The sequence below is a fragment of the Rhizobium sp. FG113 genome, assembly GCF_057809895.1.
In genome coordinates this window covers 1368196-1392627 of the sequence record NZ_JBMDKV010000001.1, presented here as the reverse complement: position 1 = coordinate 1392627, position 24432 = coordinate 1368196, and the positions used below count along the sequence as shown (strand labels likewise).

General features: G+C 60.9%; 20 protein-coding genes and 1 pseudogene. 18 read left to right on the top strand and 3 right to left on the bottom strand.

The window, feature by feature from the left end; translation table 11 throughout:
* Positions 1–7 precede the first annotated feature (7 nt).
* From ACODTZ_RS06195 to ACODTZ_RS06180, 4 genes are read left to right on the top strand one after another with little or no spacing between them, the layout of a single operon-like run.
* Positions 8–928 carry a carbohydrate ABC transporter permease gene (locus ACODTZ_RS06195; RefSeq protein ID WP_489024533.1) on the top strand — a complete coding sequence of 307 codons (921 nt, stop codon included), beginning with the start codon at positions 8–10 and terminating at the stop codon, positions 926–928.
* Entirely contained in the window at positions 925–1749 is an 825-nt protein-coding gene (locus ACODTZ_RS06190; protein ID WP_489024531.1) for a carbohydrate ABC transporter permease, read from the top strand. The genes ACODTZ_RS06195 and ACODTZ_RS06190 overlap by 4 nt, the downstream gene beginning before the upstream one ends.
* A gap of 8 nt (positions 1750–1757) precedes the next feature.
* On the top strand, positions 1758–2798 hold the full coding sequence (locus ACODTZ_RS06185; protein WP_489024529.1) for a zinc-dependent alcohol dehydrogenase: 1041 nt from the start codon (positions 1758–1760) through the stop codon (positions 2796–2798).
* Positions 2799–2809: 11 nt separating this feature from the next.
* A complete protein-coding gene (locus ACODTZ_RS06180) occupies positions 2810–3574 on the top strand; it encodes a TIM barrel protein (protein ID WP_489024527.1) in 765 nt (254 codons plus the stop codon).
* Between the two features lie 500 nt (positions 3575–4074).
* Here the strand turns inward: ACODTZ_RS06180 and ACODTZ_RS06175 are convergent.
* Positions 4075–4694: pseudogene (locus tag ACODTZ_RS06175) on the bottom strand (hypothetical protein); the annotation flags it as partial.
* A 401-nt stretch (positions 4695–5095) separates the two neighbouring features.
* On the opposite strand from ACODTZ_RS06175, the gene ACODTZ_RS06170 reads away from it, so the two are divergent.
* From ACODTZ_RS06170 to ACODTZ_RS06105, 14 genes are all read left to right on the top strand, one after another.
* Entirely contained in the window at positions 5096–6574 is a 1479-nt protein-coding gene (locus tag ACODTZ_RS06170) for a sugar ABC transporter ATP-binding protein (RefSeq protein WP_112942328.1), read from the top strand.
* A 54-nt stretch (positions 6575–6628) separates the two neighbouring features.
* Positions 6629–7633 (top strand): ABC transporter permease, encoded by a 1005-nt coding sequence (locus tag ACODTZ_RS06165; protein WP_489024525.1) that lies wholly within the window; start codon positions 6629–6631, stop codon positions 7631–7633.
* Between the two features lie 84 nt (positions 7634–7717).
* A complete protein-coding gene (locus ACODTZ_RS06160; RefSeq protein WP_018897678.1) occupies positions 7718–8704 on the top strand; it encodes a substrate-binding domain-containing protein in 987 nt (328 codons plus the stop codon).
* Positions 8705–8766: 62 nt separating this feature from the next.
* Positions 8767–9540: an SDR family oxidoreductase gene (locus tag ACODTZ_RS06155; RefSeq protein ID WP_489024523.1), complete on the top strand. Its 774-nt coding sequence runs from the start codon at positions 8767–8769 to the stop codon at positions 9538–9540.
* Positions 9541–9573: 33 nt separating this feature from the next.
* Complete coding sequence (locus tag ACODTZ_RS06150; RefSeq protein ID WP_489024522.1) at positions 9574–10566, top strand: dihydroxyacetone kinase subunit DhaK; 993 nt, start codon at positions 9574–9576, stop codon at positions 10564–10566.
* 11 nt (positions 10567–10577) lie between these two features.
* On the top strand, positions 10578–11225 hold the full coding sequence (dhaL, locus tag ACODTZ_RS06145) for a dihydroxyacetone kinase subunit DhaL (RefSeq protein WP_489024520.1): 648 nt from the start codon (positions 10578–10580) through the stop codon (positions 11223–11225).
* A 200-nt stretch (positions 11226–11425) separates the two neighbouring features.
* Positions 11426–13450 carry a bifunctional sugar-binding transcriptional regulator/dihydroxyacetone kinase subunit DhaK gene (locus tag ACODTZ_RS06140; RefSeq protein ID WP_489024813.1) on the top strand — a complete coding sequence of 675 codons (2025 nt, stop codon included), beginning with the start codon at positions 11426–11428 and terminating at the stop codon, positions 13448–13450.
* A gap of 58 nt (positions 13451–13508) precedes the next feature.
* Entirely contained in the window at positions 13509–14150 is a 642-nt protein-coding gene (gene dhaL, locus ACODTZ_RS06135) for a dihydroxyacetone kinase subunit DhaL (RefSeq protein ID WP_489024518.1), read from the top strand.
* A gap of 290 nt (positions 14151–14440) precedes the next feature.
* On the top strand, positions 14441–15439 hold the full coding sequence (locus tag ACODTZ_RS06130; protein ID WP_156144857.1) for a LacI family DNA-binding transcriptional regulator: 999 nt from the start codon (positions 14441–14443) through the stop codon (positions 15437–15439).
* Between the two features lie 25 nt (positions 15440–15464).
* Positions 15465–16775: an ABC transporter substrate-binding protein gene (locus tag ACODTZ_RS06125; RefSeq protein WP_489024517.1), complete on the top strand. Its 1311-nt coding sequence runs from the start codon at positions 15465–15467 to the stop codon at positions 16773–16775.
* Positions 16776–16875: 100 nt separating this feature from the next.
* Positions 16876–17721, top strand: coding sequence for a carbohydrate ABC transporter permease (locus ACODTZ_RS06120; protein WP_489024515.1), 846 nt, complete (start codon positions 16876–16878; stop codon positions 17719–17721).
* Positions 17718–18551, top strand: a complete 834-nt coding sequence (locus ACODTZ_RS06115; protein ID WP_047511710.1) for a carbohydrate ABC transporter permease — start codon at positions 17718–17720, stop codon at positions 18549–18551. Before ACODTZ_RS06120 ends, ACODTZ_RS06115 begins: the two co-directional genes overlap by 4 nt.
* A 13-nt stretch (positions 18552–18564) precedes the next feature.
* A complete protein-coding gene (locus ACODTZ_RS06110) occupies positions 18565–20655 on the top strand; it encodes an ADP-ribosylglycohydrolase family protein (RefSeq protein ID WP_489024513.1) in 2091 nt (696 codons plus the stop codon).
* Between the two features lie 11 nt (positions 20656–20666).
* On the top strand, positions 20667–21731 hold the full coding sequence (locus ACODTZ_RS06105; RefSeq protein WP_489024512.1) for an ABC transporter ATP-binding protein: 1065 nt from the start codon (positions 20667–20669) through the stop codon (positions 21729–21731).
* A gap of 340 nt (positions 21732–22071) precedes the next feature.
* Here the strand turns inward: ACODTZ_RS06105 and ACODTZ_RS06100 are convergent, their stop codons facing one another.
* Together ACODTZ_RS06100 and ACODTZ_RS06095 are read right to left on the bottom strand one after the other, a co-directional pair.
* Complete coding sequence (locus ACODTZ_RS06100) at positions 22072–23064, bottom strand: ketopantoate reductase family protein (RefSeq protein WP_489024510.1); 993 nt, start codon at positions 23062–23064, stop codon at positions 22072–22074.
* A 25-nt stretch (positions 23065–23089) separates the two neighbouring features.
* Positions 23090–24409, bottom strand: coding sequence for an NtaA/DmoA family FMN-dependent monooxygenase (locus ACODTZ_RS06095; protein WP_489024508.1), 1320 nt, complete (start codon positions 24407–24409; stop codon positions 23090–23092).
* Between the last annotated feature and the right edge of the window lie 23 nt (positions 24410–24432).

The following is a 24432-nucleotide window of genomic DNA, read 5'->3' as shown; positions in this document are numbered from 1 at the left end:
GGCTGCCATGGCCGTCGACACTATCGAAGCATGGGGAGGGGCCGGGATGGCACGCAAGAGGCAAGCCCGGTTCAATCCTCTCCCCTACGCGTTGATCCTGCCTGCCGCCTGCGCAGCATTCGCGATCGCTGTGGTTCCCCTGGCCTATGACGTGTGGCTGTCCTTCCAGGACTGGTACCTGTTGCGCAACCCGGTGCCGGCCTGGGGCGGTCTCATCAACTATCGGGAACTCCTGATGGATGATGCCCTCTGGTCGGCATTCGTCCGGACGGTGATCTGGACGCTGGGAACGGTGGCGGTCGAAATCGCGATTGCTCTTCCTCTTGCGCTGCTGCTCAATCGGGAAACGCCGATTGCGCGGCTGGCGTCGGCGGTGATCCTCTTGCCCTGGGTCATGCCGTTCATCGTGCTCGGCTACGGCTGGCGGTTCCTGCTCGACAGCCAGGTCGGTCCCATCCACCATGTCCTGCATCTGGTTGGGCTGGCCGGAGACAGCAATGTATTCACCGATCCGAACAAGGCTTTGGCCGTGATCATCTTCATATCGGGCTGGAAGGGCGCCCCGTTCCTCGTTCTGGCGCTGCTGGCGGCGCTGAAGGCAATCCCGGGCGAGTTGTACGAGGCCGCCGCCGTCGACGGCGCCGGACCGCTGCACCGCTTCGCCGCCGTAACCTTCCCGGCGATCCGTGACACGCTCGTCATCATCAGCCTCGTTCTCGGCATCCTCGCCTTCTACAGTTTCGACCTGCCGTGGATCATGACCAAGGGCGGACCGGGTGACGCGACGACGACGCTCGGGATTGCCATGTTCAAGGCGGTCTTTGTCGATCTTCGCCCGGCCTATGCCGCCGCGATCAGCATCGTCATGCTCGTCCTGCTGTTCGCCTCGGCCCTGCTCACGCTCCGTCTGCAGAGGAGGCAATCATGAAGCGCAGCCACACACAGGAAGTCATGCTGGATTGCCTGACGGTGCTGGCGCTGGGTCTGATGCTGCTGCCGATCCTCTGGGTGTTCGTCGCATCGATCAAGCCCGATCAGGACATCATGAGCGGCAGTCTCATTTCCGGTTCGTTCACGTTGAAGCATTTCGAGGCGATCCTCGCCCGCAGCGATTTCCTTGTCGCGCTCAGGAACAGCCTGATCGTCGGGGCGGTTACGGCGGTGGCGACGCTGATCCTGGCAGTGCCGGCCGCCTACTCACTCAGCCGTTTCAAGTATCTCGGCCGCGATATCATTGGCTTTCTCATTCTCGGCACGCAGATGCTGCCGGCCGTGGCAGTGATCGTGCCGATCGTCATGATCGCGCGGAGCCTCGGCCTGACGAACAGCCTGGGCGCTCTGGCCTTCATTCACCTGTCACTCGGCCTGCCGATCGCCGTGTGGATGCTCAAGGGCTATGTCGACAGCGTGCCCGTCGAACTCGAGGAGGCCGCCCTCATTGACGGCTGCTCTCGGCTCGGCGCGCTCTATCGTATCACCTTTCCCTTGATCCGGCCCGCGGTAGTGGCCGTGGGGACCTTCGCCTTCGTGCTTTCGTGGGGTGAGTTCCTGATGGCGCTGTCGCTGATCACCAAGGTTGAGGTCAAGACGCTGCCGCTCGCGTTGCAGACGCTTTTCGACCCCTATTCCTTCAGCTGGGGCGAGGTCATGGCCGGCGGTGTCGTGATCGCCGCGCCCGTCGTCATTCTCTTTCTGATGTTCAGGAATCAAATCGTTGGCGGCCTCAGCGCCGGTGGCGTGAAAGGATAATTCTCATCATGCGCACGCGCTCACTCTATTTCACCGGGCCAAGGGCAACCACGATCGAGGAGGAGGATCTGCGCGCGCCAGGTCCAGGCGAGGTTCAGCTCACGGCGATCGTTTCCGGCATCAGCGCAGGTACTGAGCTCAACGTCTACCGGGGACTGGCGCCGCAATGGCGGCAGACGATGGATCCGAAGACGCGGCTGTTTTCGTCGGCGAACGGCTCATCCTGGACGTGGCCGGCGCGCTACGGCTACGCGATGGTCGGCCGCGTGTCGGCGCTTGGCCAGGGCGTGACAGCTCTTTGGGAGGGCGATCTTGTCTACTCCTACTCGCCGCATGGCGATCACGCGATTGTCGGCGCGGATGCGGTCATTCCCCTGGGGGATTTGCCCGATCCGGAAATCGGCGTGTTCACCGCCAATATGAACACGGCCTATAACGGCCTTCTCGATGCGAATATTCCGCTCTGCGCCGACGTGGTGGTTATGGGATTGGGTGTTATCGGCCAGATCATCGTCCGCCTTCTGAAGAGAAACGGCGCGCGGCGGATCATTGCTGTGGATGGCGTTGCCTCGCGCCGCGAAGCCGCCAAGACCGGCGGCGCGACCCATCTGCTTGAGCCGTCCGCGACGGTGGCAGAGGCGGTGCGCGATATCACCGACGGCCGTGGCGCGGATTTCTGCATCGAGGTGTCGGGTGCGGCGCCGGCCCTGAATTCTGCCATCCGCACGGTCGGGTTCAACGGCACGGTGATCGCGCTCTCCTGGTATGGCGGCACCTTCGAGACGCTGAGCCTGTCGGGCGAATTCCACCATAATCGGCCGCGCATCATTTCCTCGCAGGTCGGCGCGGTCAATCCGCTCCTGGGGCCTCTCTGGTCCATGGGCCGCCGGTCGGAGATCGCCCAGGAATTTCTCCGAGAATACGCGGCGGACCTCAAGGGGTTCGTCACCCACCGTTTCCCGATCGCCAAAGCCGGCGATGGCTATGAGTTGGTGGACAACAGGGCCGCTGACATCATGCAGGTCTTGATCGACTATCGAATGAACTGAGGGACGAGACGATGAAGCTATCTGCCTGCATAGAATGGCTGTTCTCCGACGAAGCCGAGGGTTTCGGCGACCGCATCCGGCTGGCCAGGGAAAACGGCGTCGAAGCCGTCGAATTCTGGAAATGGACGAACAAGGATCTCGACGAGATCGAAGCCGCGCTTCAGGAAACCGGCGTCGAGCTGACGAGCTTCGTCGCCGAACCGATGATCCCGCTGACCGACATCGCCAACCAGGACGCCTTTCTGCGCGGTCTCGAGCAATCGATCGCCGTTGCCAAGCGGCTTGGCGCGAAGACGCTGATCGCGCAGGTGGGTGATGATCTCGTGGCGGTGCCGCGTGCCGCGCAACGCTCTGCCCTGATTACGACACTGACGCGGGCAGGCGAAGTGCTCCAGGGAACCGGCATCAGGCTCGGCGTCGAGCCGCTGAACACGACGATCGATCACATCGGCTACTTTCTGCCTTCGACGCGCGAAGGCTTGGATATCGCCAACGAGACCGGCCGCGACGAGATCGGCATCATCTACGATCTCTATCATTCGGCGGTGATGGGCGAGGCCACTGAAACGGTCATCGGCTCGGACATGCGCAAGGTCTTCCATATGCACATCGCCGACCACCCCGGTCGCAACGAGCCGGGTTCTGGTACAATCGACCTGAAAGAAAGATTGAACTGGCTGTTCGCTAATGGATACACTGGTGCTGTCGGATTGGAATATCGGCCAATCAAGCGCTCATCTGAAACCATACGAGATCTCGAGTCGCTTTCGAGCTAAGGTGAAAACGAAGCCCGGAACTATAGCATGGGGTGTCAGAAGATGAACGAGAGAGTCGATTTCAAGGACACCTTGATGGTCGGTCGAGGCTGCGGTTATTCAGCATATCGGCACCTTTAGTCTGTAGGAAGAGTTTCGGCGATGTCAGTGAGGCTGGGGGGCACTCGCTTGTCGGGCTCGGCAAGTGTCGCTGTGGCAAAAGCTGTCCGCCAAAGAAATACACCCTACAGCGAAAACACTGTCCCGCTGGAGGATGGGCGCGACTGAATTGGGCGCCCGATTGGAAAATATCGATTTGTCACGTTGTTGAACTGATCGAGTTAGAGACAGTCTCCTCTGCACTTGGTCGCCCTGCCGGTACGATATCAAGCCAGCAGAACTGCTGACCCGTTGGTTCGGATTCCTTCAATAGCAAGGAAATTTGCAAGTCTTCTTGCAGTCAGGCCTCCGCAACCAACGACACTTGTGTCCGACCCGGACACATAGATAACAATCCGTAGCTAAGAGATAGGTGACAACCTCGTGCCGCACAGGTTGTCGATTGTTTGCAAAGTCCTCTGTTCGAGATCGATATATCCGAGATCATGGCGCAGGAAACTGACGAGCCAAATGCCGTCGTCGACTTCCTTGAGGCCGAGTTTCTGGCCGGCCATGGCGGTCGAGATGTTGAGCTTCTTGCGATGGATGCACAGACGGCCGCAATTGGTGACGATGGCATCGCGGTCGTGGAAGGGTAGCTGATCTCGGGCAGTCTTTCGTAGGGGCGCGGCGAGGTCTGGTAAAAGCGCATCTGCTGCTGCAGAATATTGCGTCCCGGCGGCCGGGTGGCCTCCTTCTTCAGCGTCAGGTGCATGAGTTCATGGCGGCCGTTCTCCTGCGGATGGCCGGGGCGGATGCGTTCGACGACGATGCCGAGCCTGAGCCACCAGACCGACAGCTTCGAGAGATTGTAGAGCCCGTTGGTAGCGACGGCCATCGACAGTGTCGTGCCCACGGCCTTGTTCGCTCGGTTCCTCTTGCGGGCCTGGCTCACAAGGCCGTACCGGTCGAGCACAGCATGCGCCGTGCGTCTCGCCGGAATGCGCACGTCGCCGGCCAGCCAGTGGACCAGAGCGCGACGGTAGCCGTCCCCAGCGGATGTCGGTCCATAGCGTGCGACGGACACGCTTGCGGTCATCAATTTTATTCGAGGCAATTATACGAGGCGCCGCGTTCGCGGTGCCTTGGTGACAGCCAGATGGGAGGATTGGAGCGCCGAAGCTTATTATGTCGACGCAACGCTTTGCTCTCATATCGCAGCGCTGGCTATTTTCTGGCCCCGCGCGCGCCCCGTCGAACACGTCGCTCTCGGCGTCTTCGCAGCCAGACTGTTCGACGAAAAAACTCCACTTCAAGAAACGAGCGACTGCAGGATTGACAATTGTCGCAATGTCGCTGACAATTGTAAAAATCGCTCCAATGGAGAAGGCGCGATGATCCATCGATCCACCTGACCGGTGGACGATGCTGGGAGGGATGGACGTGGAATATCTTCTTGAAGTCGAGGGGCTGAAAAAGTCCTTCAATGGTGTCGCAGCGCTGCGTGACGGACGTTTTCAGCTCAAGGCTGGATCCGTGCATGCACTGTGTGGAGGCAATGGCGCAGGGAAATCGACCTTCCTCAAGATCCTGATGGGCATTCACAAGCGCGACGCCGGATCGATCCGCCGCCGCGGCGCAGACGTCGAGTTCTCCGGTCCGGCGGCCGCCTTGGCATCAGGCATCGCCATCATCGAGCAGGAGCTCAGCCCCGTGCCGCACATGACGGTTGCGGAAAACATCTATCTCGGTCGGGAGCCCAAAGGCCGCTTTGGCGGCATCGACTTCAAGACGATGAACCAGAATGCGCAGCGGCTGCTCGAGCAACTCGAGTTCAACATCCGTCCGACGCAATTCATGATGAACCTGTCTGTTGCGCAGATCCAGCTGGTCGAAATCGCCAAAGCACTGAGCCACGATGCAGAAGTGATCTTCATGGACGAGCCGACGTCGGCGATCGGCGAGAAGGAAGCGCAGCAGCTTTTCAAGACCATCGAGCGATTGAAAGCTGCCGGAAAGGGTGTCGTTTACGTCTCCCACCGACTGTCCGAGATTTTCCAGATCGCCGACGCCTACACCGTGTTCCGTGATGGCTTGTATATCGGTGCGGGCGATCTTGCGGATATCGATCGTCCTGAATTAATCCGCATGATCGTCGGCCGTGAACTCGGCGAAGAATATGTGAAGACAAACACGCCGACTGACGTCACCGGGCTTGAGGTCACGGGTTTGAGCGCGACGGGCAAGGTCGATGATGTGTCCTTCTCCGTCAAGAAAGGCGAAATCTTCGGTATCTACGGGCTGATGGGCTCCGGCCGTTCTGAGATCTTCAATTGTCTGTTCGGTCTAGACCGGATGGACAAGGGTGAGATCAAGCTTGATGGCAAGGCGATCACCGTCAGCAAGCCAGTCGACGCGATGGAGCACGGGCTTGCCTTTGTCACCGAGGATCGCAAGCTGACGGGCCTCAACCTCGTCGACAGCGTTAGGGGCAACATCGCGCTCGCCAGCCTGCCGGAATTCAGCCCGGGCTTCATCATGCGTCGCGGCCAGGAGCAGGCTGCCAGCCAAAAGATGATCGAACGCTTCGGTATCAAGACCGCACGCGACACCATGGCGGTCTCGGGACTATCCGGCGGCAACCAGCAGAAGGTTGTTCTAGGCAAGTGGTTCCTGCGCAATCCGAAGGTGTTGTTGCTGGACGAGCCGACACGAGGAGTCGATGTCGGCGCCAAGCGCGAAATCTATCGCATCATCTGCGAATTCGCGGCCGCGGGAGGCACGGTGGTGATGATTTCATCGGAGATCGACGAGGTGCTCGGCATGTCCGACCGCATTCTTGTCATGCGCAATGGTCGTTCGGCCGGCGTCTATCCGCGGTCGGAGACCGACGCGCAGGCGCTGGTGCATCTGTCGACGTGATCGGCGCACCGCGAATTTCTCAATACGGATCGGCATGGGAAGAGGTCAGAAACAGTGTCCCTTACAGATAACAAACCAACGACGGGCTGGTTCAACTCGGATCGCCGCAGGCTGCTCATTCAGGAATACGGCATCTTTCTCGCCTTCCTGCTTCTGTCCGTGATCTTGTCGTTATCCAACGAGTACTTCCTCACGGCCGGCAATATCTCGAACGTGCTGTTGCAGACGTCGATCAACGGTGTACTCGCGATCGGCATGACTTTCGTCATCCTGACGCGCGGCATCGATCTGTCGGTCGGATCGGTCGTGGCGCTCGCCGGCATCGTCAGCGCCAGTTTCGTCACGACCTCGGCAACAGCCGGTATTGCGGGTGCGCCTTATCCTGCAGCCGTCGCTTTGCTGGTCGGTATCGGCGTGGGCCTGGCCTGTGGCGCCATCGTAGGCTTCATCGTTTCCCGCTTCGCCGTCCCCGCCTTCGTTGCCACGCTCGGCATGCTGTCGGCAGCACGCGGCATGACCCTGATCTACGGCGGCGGAAAGCCTGTGCCGGCACTGATTCCGGAGTTCCGCTGGATTGGCACCGGAAACATTCTCGGTGTGCCGATGCCGGTGGTCATCCTTGCCGCCGTCTTCATTGTGTCCTGGTGGGTCCTGACGCGCACGCGCTTTGGCCGTTACATCTATGCCGTCGGCGGCAACCCGCATGCAGCAATCACCTCGGGTATCAACGTCACCCGTATCCGCTTCGCCGTTTACGGCATCTCGGGCTCGCTTGCAGGTCTCGCCGGGATGATACTCTCCGCCCGCACGGGATCGGCACTGCCGCAGGCTGGCATTGCCTACGAACTCGACGCAATTGCAGCCGTCGTCATCGGTGGCACCAGCCTCTCGGGCGGCGTCGGTCGGGTTACCGGAACGCTGATCGGCGCGCTCATCATCGGTGTCATGAACAACGGCCTCGATCTGATGGGTATCCAATCCTACTACCAGCAGGTGCTCAAGGGCGCGCTCATCGTCGGCGCCGTGATGCTGGACCAGAAGCGAAATCAAGGTCTCTGACCTGATAATTCGGATCGTATCCGCGATCCGTTGGCAAACCGCGCGTCATAACGGCGACCGGACATCTCTATGGAGGAGAAACAGATGAAGAAGTTGATGCTCGCACTTATCGCCAGTGCGGCGATCCTGACTGCGCCTGCAATGGCCCAGGAAAAGAAGCTGAAGATCGGCGCCACGACCTACGGCCTGAATGCCGAGTTCATGCAGATCTGGTCGGCCGCGTTGAAGCAGCATCCGGCAGTCAAGAGCGGTCAGGTGGAACTGACGGTGTTCGACGGTCGCTATGACGCGCTGGTCCAGCAGGAACAGTTCAACACCATGATCACCCAGAAGTTCGACGCGATCATCTTCGTGCCGATGGATATCGAGGCCGGTGCCGCTGCCGTCCAGGCCGCCCATGATGCCGGTATCCCTGTTGTCGGCTCCAACGCCCGCGTCAACTCCGACCTGCTGACTTCCTATGTCGGCTCGAACGACGTGGAAGCAGGCGAACTCGAAGCCAAGGCCGTTCTCGACAAGATGGGTTGCAAGGGCAACCTGGTCATCCTCGAAGGCCCGATAGGACAGTCCGGCCAGATCCAGCGCCTTGAAGGCAACGAGAAGGCGCTCAAGGCGTGCCCCGACGTCAAGGTTCTCGAAAAGCAGACGGCCAATTGGTCGCGCGCCGAAGCCCAGACGTTGATGGAAAACTGGCTGACGTCGCATCCGGGCCAGATCAACGGTGTCATCGGCCAGAACGACGAAATGGCGCTCGGTGCCATCGAGGCGATCAAGGCTGCGAACCTGAAGGTCGAAGACTTCGCAATCGCCGGCGTGGACGGCGTCACCGATGCCATCAATGCCGTCAAGCGCGGCGAAATGGCCTCGATCCTGCAGGATGCCAACGCACAGGCACAGGGCGCGCTCGACGTCGCCATCAAGGCCGCGAACAAGGACGCCAAGCCGGAATCGGCGATCTGGACCCAGTATCCGGAAATGAAGTGGGAAGATGGCGCCTCCAAGGACTACCTCGTTCCCTGGACGCCGGTCACCAAGGAAAACGCCGACAAGCTGCTCGAATCCCGCAAGTAACGAACGCAGAGCCGGGGCGGCATAACGCCGCCCTGGCATCCACATCGCAAGGGCTTGAAGAGATGACAGACACTGCTCCCCAGATTGACCTCAATTTCCCCCTGACAGGCAAGATCGCCGTCGTGACCGGCGCCGCATCCGGTATTGGCTCGGCGATCTCCGACGCGCTGACGGCAAAAGGCGCCACGGTGGCCGTGCTCGATATCAATGCCGATATCGCCGCCGCCAAGGCGACCGCCCTCGGTGGTGGTGCGAAATCCTTCGTCTGTGACGTTTCCCAGCCGGACTCGGTCAATCGCGCCATATCGGATGTCGTTGCCGCGTTCGGCCGCATCGACATTGCCGTCAACAGCGCCGGCGTCGTCTTCCTGGCGCCCGCCGAAGATCTGTCGCTCGAATATTGGGACAAGACGATCAACATCAATCTCAAAGGCAGCTTTCTCGTCACCCAGGCTGTCGGCCGCGCCATGATCGCTGCAGGAAACGGCGGCAAGATCATCAACCTCGCGTCGCAGGCGGGCACGGTCGCGATCGAGGAGCATGTCGCCTACTGCGCTTCGAAATTCGGCGTCATCGGCATGTCGAAAACCTTCGCCGCCGAATGGGGCAAGTACGGGATCACCGTCAACACCATCTCGCCGACCGTGGTTCTGACCGAACTCGGCAAGAAGGCCTGGGCCGGTGAAAAGGGAGAGGCCGCCAAGAAGCGCATCCCCACCGGCCGTTTCGCCTATCCCGAGGAGATCGCTGCTGCCGCCGTTTTCCTGGTTTCGGACGGCGCGAACATGATCAACGGCGCCGATCTTCTGATCGATGGCGGCTACACAATTCTCTGAGCCGAAGCGCCAGGACATTTTCAAGGAGACTTCATGCAACGGTTCGTCAACAATCCTGACCTCGTCGTCGAGGATACAGTCAAGGGTTTCATCAAGGCCCATTCCGATATCGTGCGGCTTGCCGAAAATCCGCGCGTCGTTGTCGCCAAGAACGCTCCGGTAAGCGGCAAGGTGGGCGTCATCACCGGCGGTGGCTCCGGCCATGAGCCCGGCTTCATGGGCTACACCGGCAAGAACATGCTTGATGCCGTTGCCGTCGGCGAATTGTTCTCTTCCCCGACCGCCAAGAGCTTCCATGATGCCATTCGCGCGGCTGACGGCGGGGCAGGCGTGGTCTGCCTCTACGGCAATTATGCCGGCGACAACATGAACGTGAAGATGGCAACGAAGCTCGCCGCCAAGGACGGTATCGAGGTCGCGACCGTCGTTGCCAATGACGACGTCTGCTCGGCCCCGCTGTCGGAGCGCGAAAAGCGCCGCGGCGTTGCCGGCGAGATTTTCATGTGGAAGATCGGCAGCGCCAAGGCGACGCTGGGCGGGAGTCTCGAAGAGGTTCGCGCGGCTGCCCAGAAGGCGATCGACAACTGCCGCTCAATCGGCGTAGGCCTTGGCCCGTGCACGTTGCCGGCCGTCGGCCATCCGAATTTCCAGATCGAGCCGGGCACGATGGAAGTCGGCATCGGCCATCACGGCGAGCCTGGTGTCCGCGTCGAGCCGCTGAAGCCGGCCGCTGACGTCGCGAAGGATATGTGCAAGATCGTTCTCGATGATCACAACCTTCCCGCTGGCACGGAGGTTGCGGTCCTTGTCTCGGGGCTGGGCGCAACGCCGCTCAACGAACTTTATATCCTGAACGACACCATCGAGAGCGAGATCACCGGCCGCGGCCTCGTCGTCTACAAGACCTATGTCGGCAACTATTTCACATCGCTTGAAATGGTCGGCGCGACGTTGACGGTCTTTGCGCTCGATGCCGAGACCAAGCCGCTTCTCGACCTCGAAACGTCCTGCACAATCTTGCTCTGAGGAACGCTGACATGCAAACTTTCAAGAACGCCTCGGCGGGTGCGATCGTCCTTTCGCTGGCGGAACGCATCATCGAAAACCGGGCCTATCTCAGCGAGATCGACGGCAAGATCGGCGATGGCGACCACGGAGTCAACATGGCCAAGGGCTTTGGCATGGCGGCGGAGCGACTGAAGGGGCAGGACCCCTCGCTCAGTGCAGCGTTCGAGACGCTCGGCACGCTGCTGATGACGGAGATCGGCGGCTCGATGGGCCCGCTTTACGGGGTGATGTTCACCGAATTCGGCGAGACGCTCGAAGGCAAGGATGCAATCGATGCCAAGCTGTTCAGCGAGATGCTGCATGCCGGTCTGGACGGGATTCAGTCGATCGGGTCGGCCAAGGTCGGCGACAAGACGCTGATCGATGCCTTCGTCCCGGCGGTGAATGCCTTCGATGAAGCCACAGCGTCTGGAAAGTCCTTCGCGGACGCGCTTACGGCCTTGGCCGATGCCGCTGAGAAGGGACGCGATTCGACGATCGACCTCGTCGCGAAAATTGGCCGTGCCAGCCGTCTCGGCGAGCGGTCGCTCGGCATTCTGGACGCAGGCGCCACCTCCTGCGCTCTCATTCTGAAAGAGATTTCCGTGGGCGTCTCTTCTCGCTTGGAAAACGCTTGATCTCGCAGTCTGTCTCCCAAGACAGCGCGGCCCGTCCTTTGGCGGCGGGTCGCGCGCCGCGCGGTTGCAAACGGGCCGCATTGGCGGCATCTTCCCGGCAATTGTAAGCGGGAGTTCATTCCAGAGTGGCAACGGTTAAGACACAGCAGGCGAGAAAAACCGGCGCAGGCAAGGGCGATCTCGCACAGGCACCGGATGCCATGCCGCTGCGCTACGGCGACGACCCCTATGTATGGGCGTGCTGGCTCTACTACGAGGATGGACTGACGCAGGGCGAGATCGCCGACGTCATGGGCATATCCCGCGCAACTGTGAACAGCTACCTCGCCGAAGCGCGTGAGCGCGGCATCGTCAACATCGCGATCGAGCCGGCGCGACTTGCATCGCTGACCGTGGCACAGGCACTCAAACGGCATTTTGGCCTGACGGACTGTCTTGTCGTTCCGAGCGAGGATACCGCCAGACCGTTGATCGACAGGATCGGTGTCGCAGGCGGTCAGGCGTTGCACCGGCTGGTCAAGTCGGGTGATACGATCGCCGTGTCGTGGGGGCGTACGGTGCTGGCGATAAGCGAGCACGCCGAGGTTCCCGGGTTGCAGGACGTGACGGTCGTGCAGGCGACCGGCGGGACGCGCGCGAGCTTTGCCTATACACCGGAGCTCTGTGCGACGGCGCTCGCCAAGGCCATCAACGGCAAGCTGATCAATATTTCGGCGCCCGCCATTGTCTCCGCCCCCGGCGTACGCGATGCGTTTCTGCATGAGCCCTTGATCGAGAGCCAGTTCGACGCGCTTGCCGGAGCCAACAAGGCGCTCTTCGGTATTTCTTCGCTGCGTCCCAATTCCACCATCCATACCAGCGGCTTTTTCGAGTCCGTCCCGCTGCAGGATTATCTTGCCAAGGGCGCCGTCGGGGTGGTGGCTGGTCGTTTCATCGACGTGCATGGCCGCGCGGTGGCAGGGCCGCTCGACGATCGAACGATCGGCATTTCCCTTGAGATGCTCAAGAACATCGATTTGCGTATCGCTGCTGCAGGCGGCTTCGACAAGGTGCCGGCCATTCTCGCGGCTTTGCGCGGCGGCTATGTCAACGTGCTGATCACGGACGCTGCGACCGGCCGCGGCATTCTCAACGCCGATGGGGTGACCGATATCGATCAGCGGTCATCGCAGCGTCTGCGGCCAGAAAGTCAGGCGCCGTTGCCATCCGCTGCGCGAATGCGCGTGAAGAAGTTTCTGAACGATCCGGACAAGATCGTCGAGGAGATGCTGGATGGCGTGGTGCGTGCGCATCGCAAATATCTGTCGCCGATCGACAAGTCGAACCGCGCCCTGATCGCGCGGGACGGGCCAAGGCCCGGAAAGGTCGGCCTGGTCATCGGCGGCGGATCCGGACACGAGCCGGGTTTCCTGGGCTATGTCGGCAAGGGGCTTGCCGATGCTGCTGCGGTCGGGAACATCTTCTCGTCGCCCCCTCCGATCCCCATCCTCCAGTGCGCGAAGGCTGCATCCGGTGGCGAGGGCGTTCTTTTCGTTTACGGCAACTATGCTGGCGACGTGATGAACTTCGAGATGGCCGCGGAGATGGCCGAGACGGCGGGTATTCCAATCCGAACGGTTCTGACCACAGACGATATCACCTCTTCGCCGATCGAGGACCGCGATGGCCGCCGCGGTGTGGCCGGCAATTTCTTCACCTTCAAGATCGCCGGTGCGGCCTGCGATCGCGGTCTGTCGCTGGACCTCTGCGAAGCCGTGACGCGCAAGGCGAACATGCGGACCTTTACGGTCGGCGTGGCGCTTGAGGCGTGTTCGATGCCGCAGACCCAGCGCCCCAACTTCGAGATCGGAGCGGAGGATATCGAGTTCGGCATGGGTATCCATGGTGAGCCGGGCGTCATTCGCGAGAAGATGATCAGCGCTGACGAGATCGTCGACAAGGTGATGGACCGGATCTTCGCCGAGATGAAAGCGGTCGAAGGCAGTCGCGTTGCGGTCCTCGTCAACTCGTTCGGTGCGACGCCGATGATGGAGCTCTATGTCCTGTTCCGTCGCGTCGAGCAGCGCTTGAGCGCCAAGGGCATCGCCATCGAGGCAAACTGGATTGGTCATTACTGTACGTCGCTCGACATGGTCGGCGCGTCGATCTCCATCATGGAGCTTGATGAGGAACTGACGGGGCTGCTGCATCATCCATGCGACACCGCAGTCTTGAAGATAACGTAAGAAGCAGAATGCGCCCGGCTCGCCGCCCGGGGGCGTTCTGACGATGGGAGGGGAAACGATGGCAGAGAACGACGCGCGCAAACTGAACCGGATGTTCAACCGGATATCCAGCCTGATTGCCACGGAGAAGGATTACCTCACCGAGCTTGACGGTGCGATTGGCGACGCCGACCATGGCATTACCATGCTGCTCGGCTTTGGTGCCGTTTCCAGTGAGCTGGCGCGATCCAGTCTTGACGACATGCCGCCATCGGCAGTGATGACAATCGCCGCCTCTGTCTTCCTCAATGCCGTGGGGGCCTCGACCGGCCCCTTGTACGCGACCGCCTTTTTGCGCGCTGCAAAGGCGTTGGAAGCGCGCCAGTCTCTGGATGCTGCTGGCCAGGTTGGCGTGTTGCAGGCGATGGCACTCGGAATACAAGAGCGAGGCAAGGGCCAACGTGGCGACAAGACCATGCTCGACACTTGGATCCCCGCAGCAGAGGCGGGCGGCGCGGCACTGGAGCGCGCGAGCGGGCCTGCGGAACTGTGGCGCGAAGTGGTCGCGGCAGGCGAGGGAGGGGCTGAGGCCACACGTTCGATGGTCGCGGTACGCGGCCGTGCCGCCAGGCTTGGTGAACGGTCGCTCGGCCATGTCGATCCCGGAGCAGCGTCGGCGGTTCTTATTTTGAAGGCCATGACGGAAGTTTTCACGGATTGAGCTTTGTCAGATGACAGCTTGCAAGGTGCCGCCCGGTCGTGGGCCGCACACCTTAAGTGCATGTCCGCCCACCGAGCCCTCACTTCGTTTATGACTAAATTATCGAGTGGTCGCAGGCCCGCCAAAACCTCAAGTTTGTAGCCGCTTTCCTAATCCGAACTCGCCTGCTGCCCGTTTTCCAGATTTGGTCAACTGTCGCTTGACTCTCTCATTGATACGTATCAATAATGAATTGTTACGTATCAACAATGGAATTCAATGTGGCTGGCCGCAGGATAACGCAGAAGGAAGTGGCAGAGCGAGCAGGCGTTGCGCAGGCGACGGTGTCGCTTGTCTTGAACGGGGGCAGGGACAAGGTTGCACCGGAAACCGCTGACCGCATTGAGGCTGTCATTGCCGAACTCGGCTATCAGCCCAACCGCTTTGCCCAGGCGCTGCGCACCAGCCGATCGCACGTGATTGCCTGCGTCGTTCCGGATTTGACGAACCCTTTTTATCCCTCGCTCGTCGTTGCCGTTCAGAAGGTTGTGCGCAATGCGGGCTATGAGGTGATCACGATCGATACTGAAGGCGAGCTCGCGAACGAACGGCAGGTGGTCGCAGCCGCGTTGCAGGGGCGCTATGACGGCGTGGTTGGTGTCTTCTTCAACTTGTCCGCCCGCGATCTTGCGCCGCTTGGCAAGAACGGCGTCCCGGTCGTGCGCATCGAGGTGCGGCGCAAATCCGGTGGTTCGCTTCCGATAGACGATCTGTTTATCGACAACCAGGCGGCCGCGCGCGCCGTCACCACCCATCTTCTCGGCCTCGGCCATCGCGCTATTGCCATGGTCGCCGCCCGTGGTGGTCCGCAAAGCGTTCGTCTCCAGGGATATCTCGATGCCATGGCTGCGAGCGGCGCTGAGCCGATTGTTCTGGAGGCCACGCATTTCACGGTGGAGGCAGGCAGCGAGATGGCGGATCGCATTGTGGCGAGTGACCGGCGGGTCACGGCCATCATTGCTGCCAACGACTTGATGGCAATTGGTGTCATCAAGAGCCTGCTTCGAAACGGGTTGTCAGTGCCGCACGATATTTCCGTCGCAGGCTTCGACGACATCATGGCCTCGGCGCTTGTTACTCCAGGGCTGACAACGGTCGCGCAGTTCCAGGATCGCCTCGGCGCGCGCGCTGCCGAAAAACTTCTCTCGCGCCTGATTTCCCGCGAAACCGAGCCGGCCCAGCCCGAGGAGATGCCGTTTGAGCTCGTCATCCGTGCATCGGTCGCTCCGCCGCCAGACGTACAGAATTAATCCATCGAACAAGGGAGGAATGAACATGACCAAGATGAAGACGAAATTGCTTGCCGCTGCCGCCATCGTCATCGGCGCCGCTCAGATCGCCGCCGCCCAGGATCGCGTGACCTGGTGGTACGAGCAGGCAACCCCCGATCAGCAGAAGCTGATCAAGGAAAATATCGTCGAGCCTTTCGACAAGGCCAATCCAGAGCAGAGCCTGAAAATCGATTATCGTGGCACCGAGCTCGACAAGCAGCTGCGTGTTGCCATGTTCTCGGGCAACGGCCCGGATGTCGTTTACACGGCAGGCCCGAGCTATGTCGCGCCAATGGCCCAGTCGGGCCAGCTCATGCCGCTCGACGACTATGCCGCCAAGTACAAGTGGCAGGATCGCATCCTGCCGGTCTTCCTGAAAATGGGCGAGTATAACGGCAAGCTCTATGCGCTACCGAAGACTTACGAGACCGTCGGTCTTTTCTACAACAAGACCTTGTTTGAAAAGCACGGCTGGCAGGCGCCCAAAACGCTCGACGAGATGGAAACGCTCGCCGATGCTATGCTGAAGGAAGGCATCACGCCTTTCGCCGCCGGCAATGCCGATTGGCGCGGCGCCAATGAATGGTTCGTGACGCTGGCGCTCAATTCCGTCGCCGGCCCCGACAATCTAAACAAGGCGCTGCGTGGCGAAATGCCGTGGACGGCCGAGCCTTTCGTCAAGTCGATCGAGCGTCTGAACTCGTGGTGGCAGAAGGGCTATTTCGGCAAGAACTACTTCTCGCTGACGAGCAGCGAGCAGGCGGCTGACGCGATGGCCTCCGGAAAAGCCGGCATGATGCCGACCGGCACATGGCAGTTCCAGAACGTCGCGACCTACGGCAAGAAAGCCGGATCCGAGGCCGGCTTCGTCGGCTTCCCAAGCGTGTCCGGCGATCCGATCTTCCCGCTCGGCATCGGCTCAACCTTCTCGATCGCGACCAAGGCGAAGAACCCCGAAGGTGCGGCCACGGTCATCAATTACGTCTTCTCGCCTGAAGTCTACGGCACGATGAACTCCGCCTGGCAGGGCGAATGGAATATCCCGCTCAAGGATATCTCGAGCGTCAAGATGGCGAGCGAAGTCACGCCACTCTTTACCGAGACGATGAAGAACCTCTCCGCTTCGGTTGCCGACGGGAAATACGGCTACACCACCTGGACTTTCCTGCCGCCTGCGACCGACAGCTACATCATCAACGGCATCGAGGAAGTCTGGCTGAAGAAGATCTCGCCAACGGACTATCTGACCAAACTCGACGAGTCCTTCCAGAAGGAATCCAAGGCTGGAAAGGCGCCTGCCGTCCCGGCTCGCTGATCAGGACTTTGTGAGGCGCGCTCATGCGCGCGCCTTCCGCTCGCCTGCCACCGATTGCCGGGGGCGGGCAGGCCGGACCATGCCCGAAAAGGTAATACACATGCACAGACTCTATGTTCTGCCGACCCTCATCATAAACATCGTGATCATCGCCATTCCGGCGCTGCTGACGGTGGCGCTTGCCTTCTTCGAATGGGACGGCATCAGCACGCCTGTCTTCGTCGGGTTGGACAATTTCGCAGCGCTGTGGGACGACAGCGTGTTCTGGACGGCGCTTACCAACAACATCATCTGGACGATCATCTTCCTGACCGTGCCGATCGGCATGGGGCTGCTGGCGGCCACGATGCTTTTGATTGCCCGTCGTGGCTCCAACACGTTCCAGGTCATCTACTTCCTCCCTGTTATCATAGCCACGGCCATTACCGGCCGCGTCTGGCAGGGCATGATCTATTCGCCGGTGACGGGTGTTACGGGCCTTCTCCAGCGGTTGGGTATCGAAATTGCCAACCCGCTGACAGAGACGTCGAGCGCGCTTTACGGCATTGCCGTCGTCGATCTGTGGCACTGGTGGGGTTTCCTGTGCGTCATCTTCTTCGCCGCCCTTCGCCAGGTGCCGGCTGAACAGATCGAAGCAGCACGCATCGAGGGCGCAACCTTCTTCCAGATGATCCGCTATGTGCTGCTTCCCGGCATCATGCCGACCATCACGCTGATGATGATCATGACCGTTATCTGGTCCTTCCTCGTCTTCGACTTCGTCTGCATCCTCACTCAGGGCGGCCCCGCCTATTCGTCCGAAGTGCTGTCGACGCTAGCCTATCGCTCCGCCTTCTATGATCTGGCCGTCGGCAAGGCTGCGGCTGTTTCTGTCGTCATCAGCCTCTTCGGGCTGGCTGCCACTGTCCTCTATATCCGCGCGCAAGCATCGGAGTTCGAACAATGAACATGACCGAGAGCCGCATCACACTGACACTCGTCTATGCGACGCTGTCGTTGCTGCTGATCATCACGCTGTTTCCCATCGTGCTGATGGTGCTGAATTCGCTGAAGGCGTCCGCCGAAATCGTGCAAAATCCGCTCGCCTGGCCGTCGGAATTGCGTTGGGACAATTTTACCCGTGCATGGTCGGACGCCAATTTCGGGCGCACGCTTCTTAACTCGGCGGTGCTGACCGGGATGACGATCATCCTCGTCTGCACCACGGGTTCGCTGACGGCCTATGTTCTCGCCCGCCGCAAGATCAAGACGTGGAAGATCCTCACCTTCTATCTCCTGGCAAGCACCACGGCGCCGATCCAGCTCTTCCTCTTCCCGCTATACTTCGGCTTTGCCCGCTTCGGGCTGATCAACAATCCGATTGCCGTGTCCTTCATCTACACGGCGGTCTACTCGCCTTTCGCCATCATGCTCTTGCGCACCTATTTTCTTGCTGTGCCCAAGGAGCTTGAGGAAGCTGCGTTAATCGACGGGGCGACGCATTGGCAGGTGTTCCGCCGTGTCTTCCTGCCCATCGTCTCGCCGGGCATCCTCACCGTCGCGTTGATCATAGGGCTTTACTCCTGGAACGAGTTCCTGATCGCAACCACCTTCCTGCAGGATCAGGACAGGCTGACTGCCGTCGTTTCCTTCTTCCTGCTGTCCGGCCAGTACTCGTCCGATTGGGGCGAGATCATGGCGGCGGCCCTCATCATCATTCTACCCATCGTAATTCTCTTCATCCTGCTGCAGCGCCATTTCATCGAAGGAATGGCCGGCGGTTCGGTGAAGGGCTGACAAGGAGCTTCTGATGTCCATACCTGCAGACTACAACAACCGTGTCTACGCCGGCGTTCTCGGCAAGCTGATCGGCGTCTATCTCGGCCGCCCATTCGAAAACTGGCGCTACAAGGATATTCTCCAGAAGCTCGGACCAATCACCTACTACGTGCACGAACGGCTGGGTGATCCGCTCGTCGTCACCGACGACGATGTCGGCGGCACCTTCGCTTTCCCGCGCGCGCTCGACGACTACGGCATCTCGCCGGACCTTTCCGCTGAGGATATCGGCAAGGCCTGGCTGAACTACATCATCGAGGAACGCTCGATCCTCTGGTGGGGCGGAGCCGGCAACTCGACCGAACACACGGCCTGGCTCAACCTGAAGCGCGGTATTCCCGCACCCGCCTCCGGTTCGATCGAGACCAATGGCGCAACGGTCGCCGAGCAGATCGGTGCTCAGATCTTCATCGACGGCTGGGCGCTCGTGTCTCCCGGTAATCCGGCGCAGGCCGCAAAGCTCGCGCGTGCGGCGGGTTCCGTCAGCCACGACGGTGAAGCTGTCCATGCCGCGGTGCTCTGGGCTGCGATGGAGGCGGAAGCCTTCGTCAGCAAGGATGTCAATCATCTGCTGGACACCGGTCTGTCCTATATTCCGAAGGACAGCCTGATCGCCAAGCTTGTCGCCGATATCCGCCACTGGACATCCGGCAACGAGGATTGGGAAGAAACCCGCCAGAGGATCGAGGACAACTACGGCTACGACAAGTATCCGGGCAATTGCCATGTCGTTCCGAACCATGCGTTGATGATCATGGCGCTCCTGCACGCTCCACATGATTTCCAGCGCGGACAGATGATCGTCAACACCTCCGGCTGGGATACCGATTGCAACGCCGGCAATCTCGGTTGCCTGCACGGCATCATGCTTGGCCTCGAGGGGCTGGACGCCGGCCCGGATTGGCGCGGCCCGGTTGCCGACCGGCTTTACATGTCGACGGCCGACGGTGGTCGCTCGATCGCCGATGCCGTCGATGTTGCTCTCTGGCTTGCCAATCTCGGTCGCAAGCTTGCCGGCCAGGCCGCCGAAGCGGCGCCTAAGGACGGTGCCAAGTTCCACTTCTCGCTGCCGGGTTCCGTTCAGGGCTTCCGCCCGCAAGGGGGCGATACGGCGCTCGCTGACCTCAAGGTGAGCGGCACCGGCAATGGTCTGGCGATCGATTTTTCGGCGCTTGCGCCGGGCCGCGAGGCGGCAACCACCACGCCTGTGTTTACCCCGGCCGAAGTAACGAAGATGCGCACCTATGACCTGATGGCCAGCCCCCGCATTCATGCCGGCCAGGTGCTCAAGGCGCGTGTCAGCGCCGATTCCGGCAACAAGGGCATCGTCGAAGCCAAACTGCGCATTCGTCACTATGACGGGACGGACAATCTCGTTTCCATCGACATGCCGAATGGCGAACTGCTGGCAGCCGGCGCATCCGCCTCGCTCTCATGGACAGTGCCGGAGACCGGATACCAGCCGATCGCCGAGGTCGGGCTTGTGTTGACGACGGCCGATGGCCGAGCAAACGGTCGTGTCGTCATCGACAGCCTGACCTGGGACGGTTGCCCGTCGGTAACCTTCCGCCGGCCCGAGGGTGCCGGTGATTTCTGGCGCCGCGCCTGGGTGAGCAATGTGCATTTCTTCTCCAAGCACTTCCCGCAGGATTTCCGCATCAGCCAGAACCGCGGCGACGGCATGATCATGCAGGGCACGCGCGACTGGACGGATTACTCGATCGAGGCGGATCTGATGCTGCACCTCGGTGATCACGGCGGCCTGGTGTTCCGCTCGCAAGGGCAGCGCCGATACTACGCCGCGCTGGTCACCCGCGCTGGTGAGCTGCAGATCGTCAGATGCAAGGATGAGGATCGCAAGGTACTTGCCTCCGTCGCGCTCGACGTCGAGTTCGAGAACGCTTTCACCCTGAAGGTCTCGGCCAAGGGCGGTCATTTTGAGGCGCGCGTTGGCGATATCCTTGTCGAGGCCGACGATACGGCTTTCGACGGTGGATCGGCCGGCCTCATTATTCATGAAGGCGCATTGTCGGCCACGCGCATCGCAATCGGCGCAGCGTAAGGAGTGACAGGATGGCCAGCGTAACAATCGACAAGGTCGTCAAGCGCTACGGAAGCGCTGAGGTCATTCACGGCATTGAGGCAACCTTCAACGAGGGCGAATTCGTCGTCCTCGTCGGCCCATCGGGCTGCGGGAAGTCAACGCTGCTGCGGATGATCGCGGGTCTGGATGAGATCTCCGGCGGTGAAATATCAATCGGTAGCAAGGTGGTGAACAACCTGCCGCCGAAGAGCCGCGATATCTCGATGGTCTTTCAGAACTATGCGCTTTATCCGCATATGACCGTCGAGGAGAACATGGCGTTTTCGCTCACACTTGCGGGCGCCAGCAAGGAGGAGAAGCAGAAGAAGGTGCGTGAGGCGGCCGAAATCCTGGGGCTGGTTCCGCTTCTTCAGCGCAAGCCAAAGGCCCTGTCCGGCGGCCAGCGTCAGCGTGTGGCCATGGGTCGCTCGATCGTGCGCAAACCGCAGGTCTTTCTATTCGACGAGCCGCTTTCCAATCTCGACGCCAAGCTTCGCGTGCAGATGCGTGGCGAGATCAAGTCGCTGCATCGCCGCCTTGGGACGACGATGATCTATGTCACCCACGATCAGATCGAAGCGATGACCATGGCCGATCGCATTGTCGTCATGCAGGCTGGCAAGATCGAGCAGGTGGGTTCGCCACTCGAGCTTTACGATCGCCCCGCGAATGCCTTCGTGGCACAGTTCATCGGCTCTCCGGCGATGAACCTGTTTCCGGCGGTCGCCCGGTCGGGCGATCTTGTTCTGCAGACGGGCAAGGGTACGGGTCTGAAAGCGCCCGCCGGCGTTCGTGAGGGACAGACGGTACTGATTGGCAAGCGTCCCGAAGAAATCGCGCTCGTTGCCGAGGGCGAGCTCGAGGCCGTTGTCGAGAATATCGAGCCGACGGGGGCGGAAACCTTCGTGGAGGCGCGCCTCGGCGACCAGCTCATCTCGGTTGTCTTGCGCGAGCGGCCGCAATTCGACATTGCGAGCCGGCAATACCTTTCGCTCTCCAAGGGCAGCGTGCATCTTTTTGATCAGGAGACGGGGCGACGGATCGCGTCCGCATAAATCGATAAACCCCAACGCTCGCCCGCGCGCCTGAGCGCATGGCCGAGCGTTGGCCCACGGCCGGTGCCATTCGCCCTGGTGACCAAATTTGTCTTATAAAAGCGCGCTGGCGATATCCTGCAGGAGCTTCGCAAGCGACCCGGTTGAGCCAAACGGTCGGTTCCGCCTTGCCGTAAGTCTCATGCCATCATTGGAGACAACAGGCAGCATGGGCCACAGAGCCGCACTCGAAAGGTCGGCCGACACACGATCGGTGAGCAGACCTACAAGTCTCCGTACCATTAGGCCCGCAACCAATATTCTTTCCAGAAATCTCAACGTTGTCGCTTTCGCGAAGGCTTCATCTCCGCTGGCGCTTTGTCAGTACGTCTTCAAGAGGGAGCGGACCGGAGAATTCGCCCCTTAGTGCAAGCTGTCCGGCGATGCGCTGGACGGCGTCGTTATAGGGTGTCGCTATGCCGTGCAGGCGGCCGAGCAGGACGATCTCGCCGTTGAGGAAATCCACCTCGCTCGATGCGCCACGGGTGAAGCTTTGCCAGGTGGATTGCTGGCCGGGGTGGATGCCGCTGTTGTCAGCCACCCGCCAGTTCGAAATATCAATGTTGCGCTCGGAAGGCGCGGCAAGCCTGTAGCCGGCTGCCTGAAGTGCAAGCCGTGCTTCTTCGACCAGGGCTTCGCCGATCTCGCTCCTGAGATCCGCAGAGCCATGAAACAATTCCAGCACGTTGCGGGCATTGTGAAGCAGTTTTGCCGATTTCCAGCCGGTTATCTCGTCCGTCGTTTCAGCGAGGTAACCTGCGCGGCCGAGGTCCTCCGCAATGCGCTTGCTCGTTTCGTCGTGCCCCTTGGGAAAGCGCCCGATCGTCACGACGCCGACTTCAGGGTCGCCACCGCAAACGACACTCCCGGTCTCGGTAAACCGGGCCGGTGTCATGATGCTGGCGCCATAGACATGGGCGAAGGTTCGAAGCGCCAGCGCCTCGGTTGCCAACCCGTTCTGGAAGGTGACGATTGGAAGGATGACGGCCGCCGGATCGGCTGTGCCTGAAACGCTGCGCCATGACCAGAAGGCAAGCGCGCCCGCCGCATCCTGCGACTTGACTGTCAGGAGCAGGATATCGCCAGGCGTCAGTTCGGGCGGATCCGAACGATCGAAAGCGTTGAGCTTCAGCTGCTGTGTGCCCGTCGGCCGCCGGTAGCTCAATCCGTGTTGCCTGATGTGGCTGATCTGCGCACCGCGGCCAACCAGAGCGTAGGGAATACCGGTCAGCTCAAACTGCGCCGCAAGGCTTGCGCCGACCGCCCCGGCTCCGATGATTACATAGCGTGTCATGTCTTTGTACTCGCCTTGTCCTTGATCAGACGCCCAGGTTCTGCCTGAGGGTTTCATGCTGGTAGTCGTGATGGAATATGCCGCGCCTTTGCAGCTCCGGGATCAGGTGATCCGTGACGGCGGAGAGACCGAGTTCGTATTTCAGGGTGAAGGCCAGGAAGTTGAAGCCGTCGCTTGCACCCCTTTCGTAGCGGTCCTGTAACTGGTCGGCGATGTTCTCCACCGAGCCGATCGGGAACCAGTGGCCGGCACCGCTGGAGTGGTAGATGATGAGATCGCGCACGGTGCGGACCTTGCCGCTCTCGATAAGTTCGCGGAAGACGCCGAAGCGCGACCGGCGTCCCTGGACGTTGGCCGTCTGCGGCAGGTCTTTGAGCGGGATTTCCGCATCGAGGTCGATGCCTTCGAAATCAATGCCGCCGAACTGGCCGGCGAGCGACTTGCGCCCTTCCTCGAAATCGATGTCATCGATCACCTTTTGCCAGAAGCGCTTGGCCTCTTCGTCGGTAGAGCCGATGACCGGCGCCACGCCCGGCAGGATCTTGATCGCGTCCGGTGAACGTCCATAGGCGGTCGCGCGCTGCTTGAAGTCTCGATATAGATCGATCGACGGCTCAGCCTCGGTAAGCCCCGTGGTGAAGATGACGTCGGCGACGCGCGCCCCGAGCTGCCTTCCTTCGGTGGACGAACCGGCCTGGGCAAGAATGGGTTTGTCCTGCGGGCTGCGCGAAACGTTGAGTGGCCCCTGGACGGAGAAGTGGCGGCTGTTCCAGTCGATGCGGTGAACCTTGCCCGCATCGATGACCTGACGGCCGCTATCGTCATAGCTGACGGCGTCTGGCTCCCAGCTTTCCCAGAGTGCCTGAACCACGCCCGCAAACTCCTCGGCGATCGCATAGCGATCGTCATGCGCGGGAAGCGGCTTGCCGAAATTCTTCTCCCCCGCCGAGGAGGTGACGAGGTTCCAGCCGGCGCGACCCTTGGAGATGTGATCGAGCGACAGAACCTGTCGGGCCAGATTGTAGGGCTCGGTGAAAGAGGTTGAAATCGAGCCGATCAGGCCGATGCGCGACGTCTTTGCGGCAAGCGCGCTGAGCAGCGTCACCGGTTCCAGCCCCGGCTTCGGCGCGGTGTCGCTGGTCACGAGCGCGTCGGCCAGGAAGACCGTGTGGATCTTGCCGCGTTCGGCCTGCTGCGCCTGCTCGACATAGGCGTCTATATCGAGGAGATTGTCGGTCGGGCCGTCGCGGCCCTTCTTCTTCGTCTGTCCGGTCCCACCCAGAAGCAGGCCGAGCACCAGTCCTGGGCCGCGCTCACTGCTGCGGCCCGCCCATTTGTTCGTCATGTCGATTATCCCTCGGAAAAAGA

Coding starts and splice junctions, on each gene's coding strand:
- dhaL (WP_489024520.1), top strand. CDS start 10,578: ATGCAAACTTTCAAGAACGCCTCGGCGGGTGCGATCGTCCTTTCGCTG.
- ACODTZ_RS06105 (WP_489024512.1), top strand. CDS start 20,667: ATGGCCAGCGTAACAATCGACAAGGTCGTCAAGCGCTACGGAAGCGCT.
- ACODTZ_RS06095 (WP_489024508.1), bottom strand. CDS start 24,409: ATGACGAACAAATGGGCGGGCCGCAGCAGTGAGCGCGGCCCAGGACTG.
- ACODTZ_RS06120 (WP_489024515.1), top strand. CDS start 16,876: ATGCACAGACTCTATGTTCTGCCGACCCTCATCATAAACATCGTGATC.
- ACODTZ_RS06150 (WP_489024522.1), top strand. CDS start 9,574: ATGCAACGGTTCGTCAACAATCCTGACCTCGTCGTCGAGGATACAGTC.
- dhaL (WP_489024518.1), top strand. CDS start 13,509: ATGGCAGAGAACGACGCGCGCAAACTGAACCGGATGTTCAACCGGATA.
- ACODTZ_RS06155 (WP_489024523.1), top strand. CDS start 8,767: ATGACAGACACTGCTCCCCAGATTGACCTCAATTTCCCCCTGACAGGC.
- ACODTZ_RS06190 (WP_489024531.1), top strand. CDS start 925: ATGAAGCGCAGCCACACACAGGAAGTCATGCTGGATTGCCTGACGGTG.
- ACODTZ_RS06100 (WP_489024510.1), bottom strand. CDS start 23,064: ATGACACGCTATGTAATCATCGGAGCCGGGGCGGTCGGCGCAAGCCTT.
- ACODTZ_RS06115 (WP_047511710.1), top strand. CDS start 17,718: ATGAACATGACCGAGAGCCGCATCACACTGACACTCGTCTATGCGACG.
- ACODTZ_RS06110 (WP_489024513.1), top strand. CDS start 18,565: ATGTCCATACCTGCAGACTACAACAACCGTGTCTACGCCGGCGTTCTC.
- ACODTZ_RS06125 (WP_489024517.1), top strand. CDS start 15,465: ATGACCAAGATGAAGACGAAATTGCTTGCCGCTGCCGCCATCGTCATC.
- ACODTZ_RS06185 (WP_489024529.1), top strand. CDS start 1,758: ATGCGCACGCGCTCACTCTATTTCACCGGGCCAAGGGCAACCACGATC.
- ACODTZ_RS06180 (WP_489024527.1), top strand. CDS start 2,810: ATGAAGCTATCTGCCTGCATAGAATGGCTGTTCTCCGACGAAGCCGAG.
- ACODTZ_RS06160 (WP_018897678.1), top strand. CDS start 7,718: ATGAAGAAGTTGATGCTCGCACTTATCGCCAGTGCGGCGATCCTGACT.
- ACODTZ_RS06195 (WP_489024533.1), top strand. CDS start 8: ATGGCCGTCGACACTATCGAAGCATGGGGAGGGGCCGGGATGGCACGC.
- ACODTZ_RS06140 (WP_489024813.1), top strand. CDS start 11,426: ATGCCGCTGCGCTACGGCGACGACCCCTATGTATGGGCGTGCTGGCTC.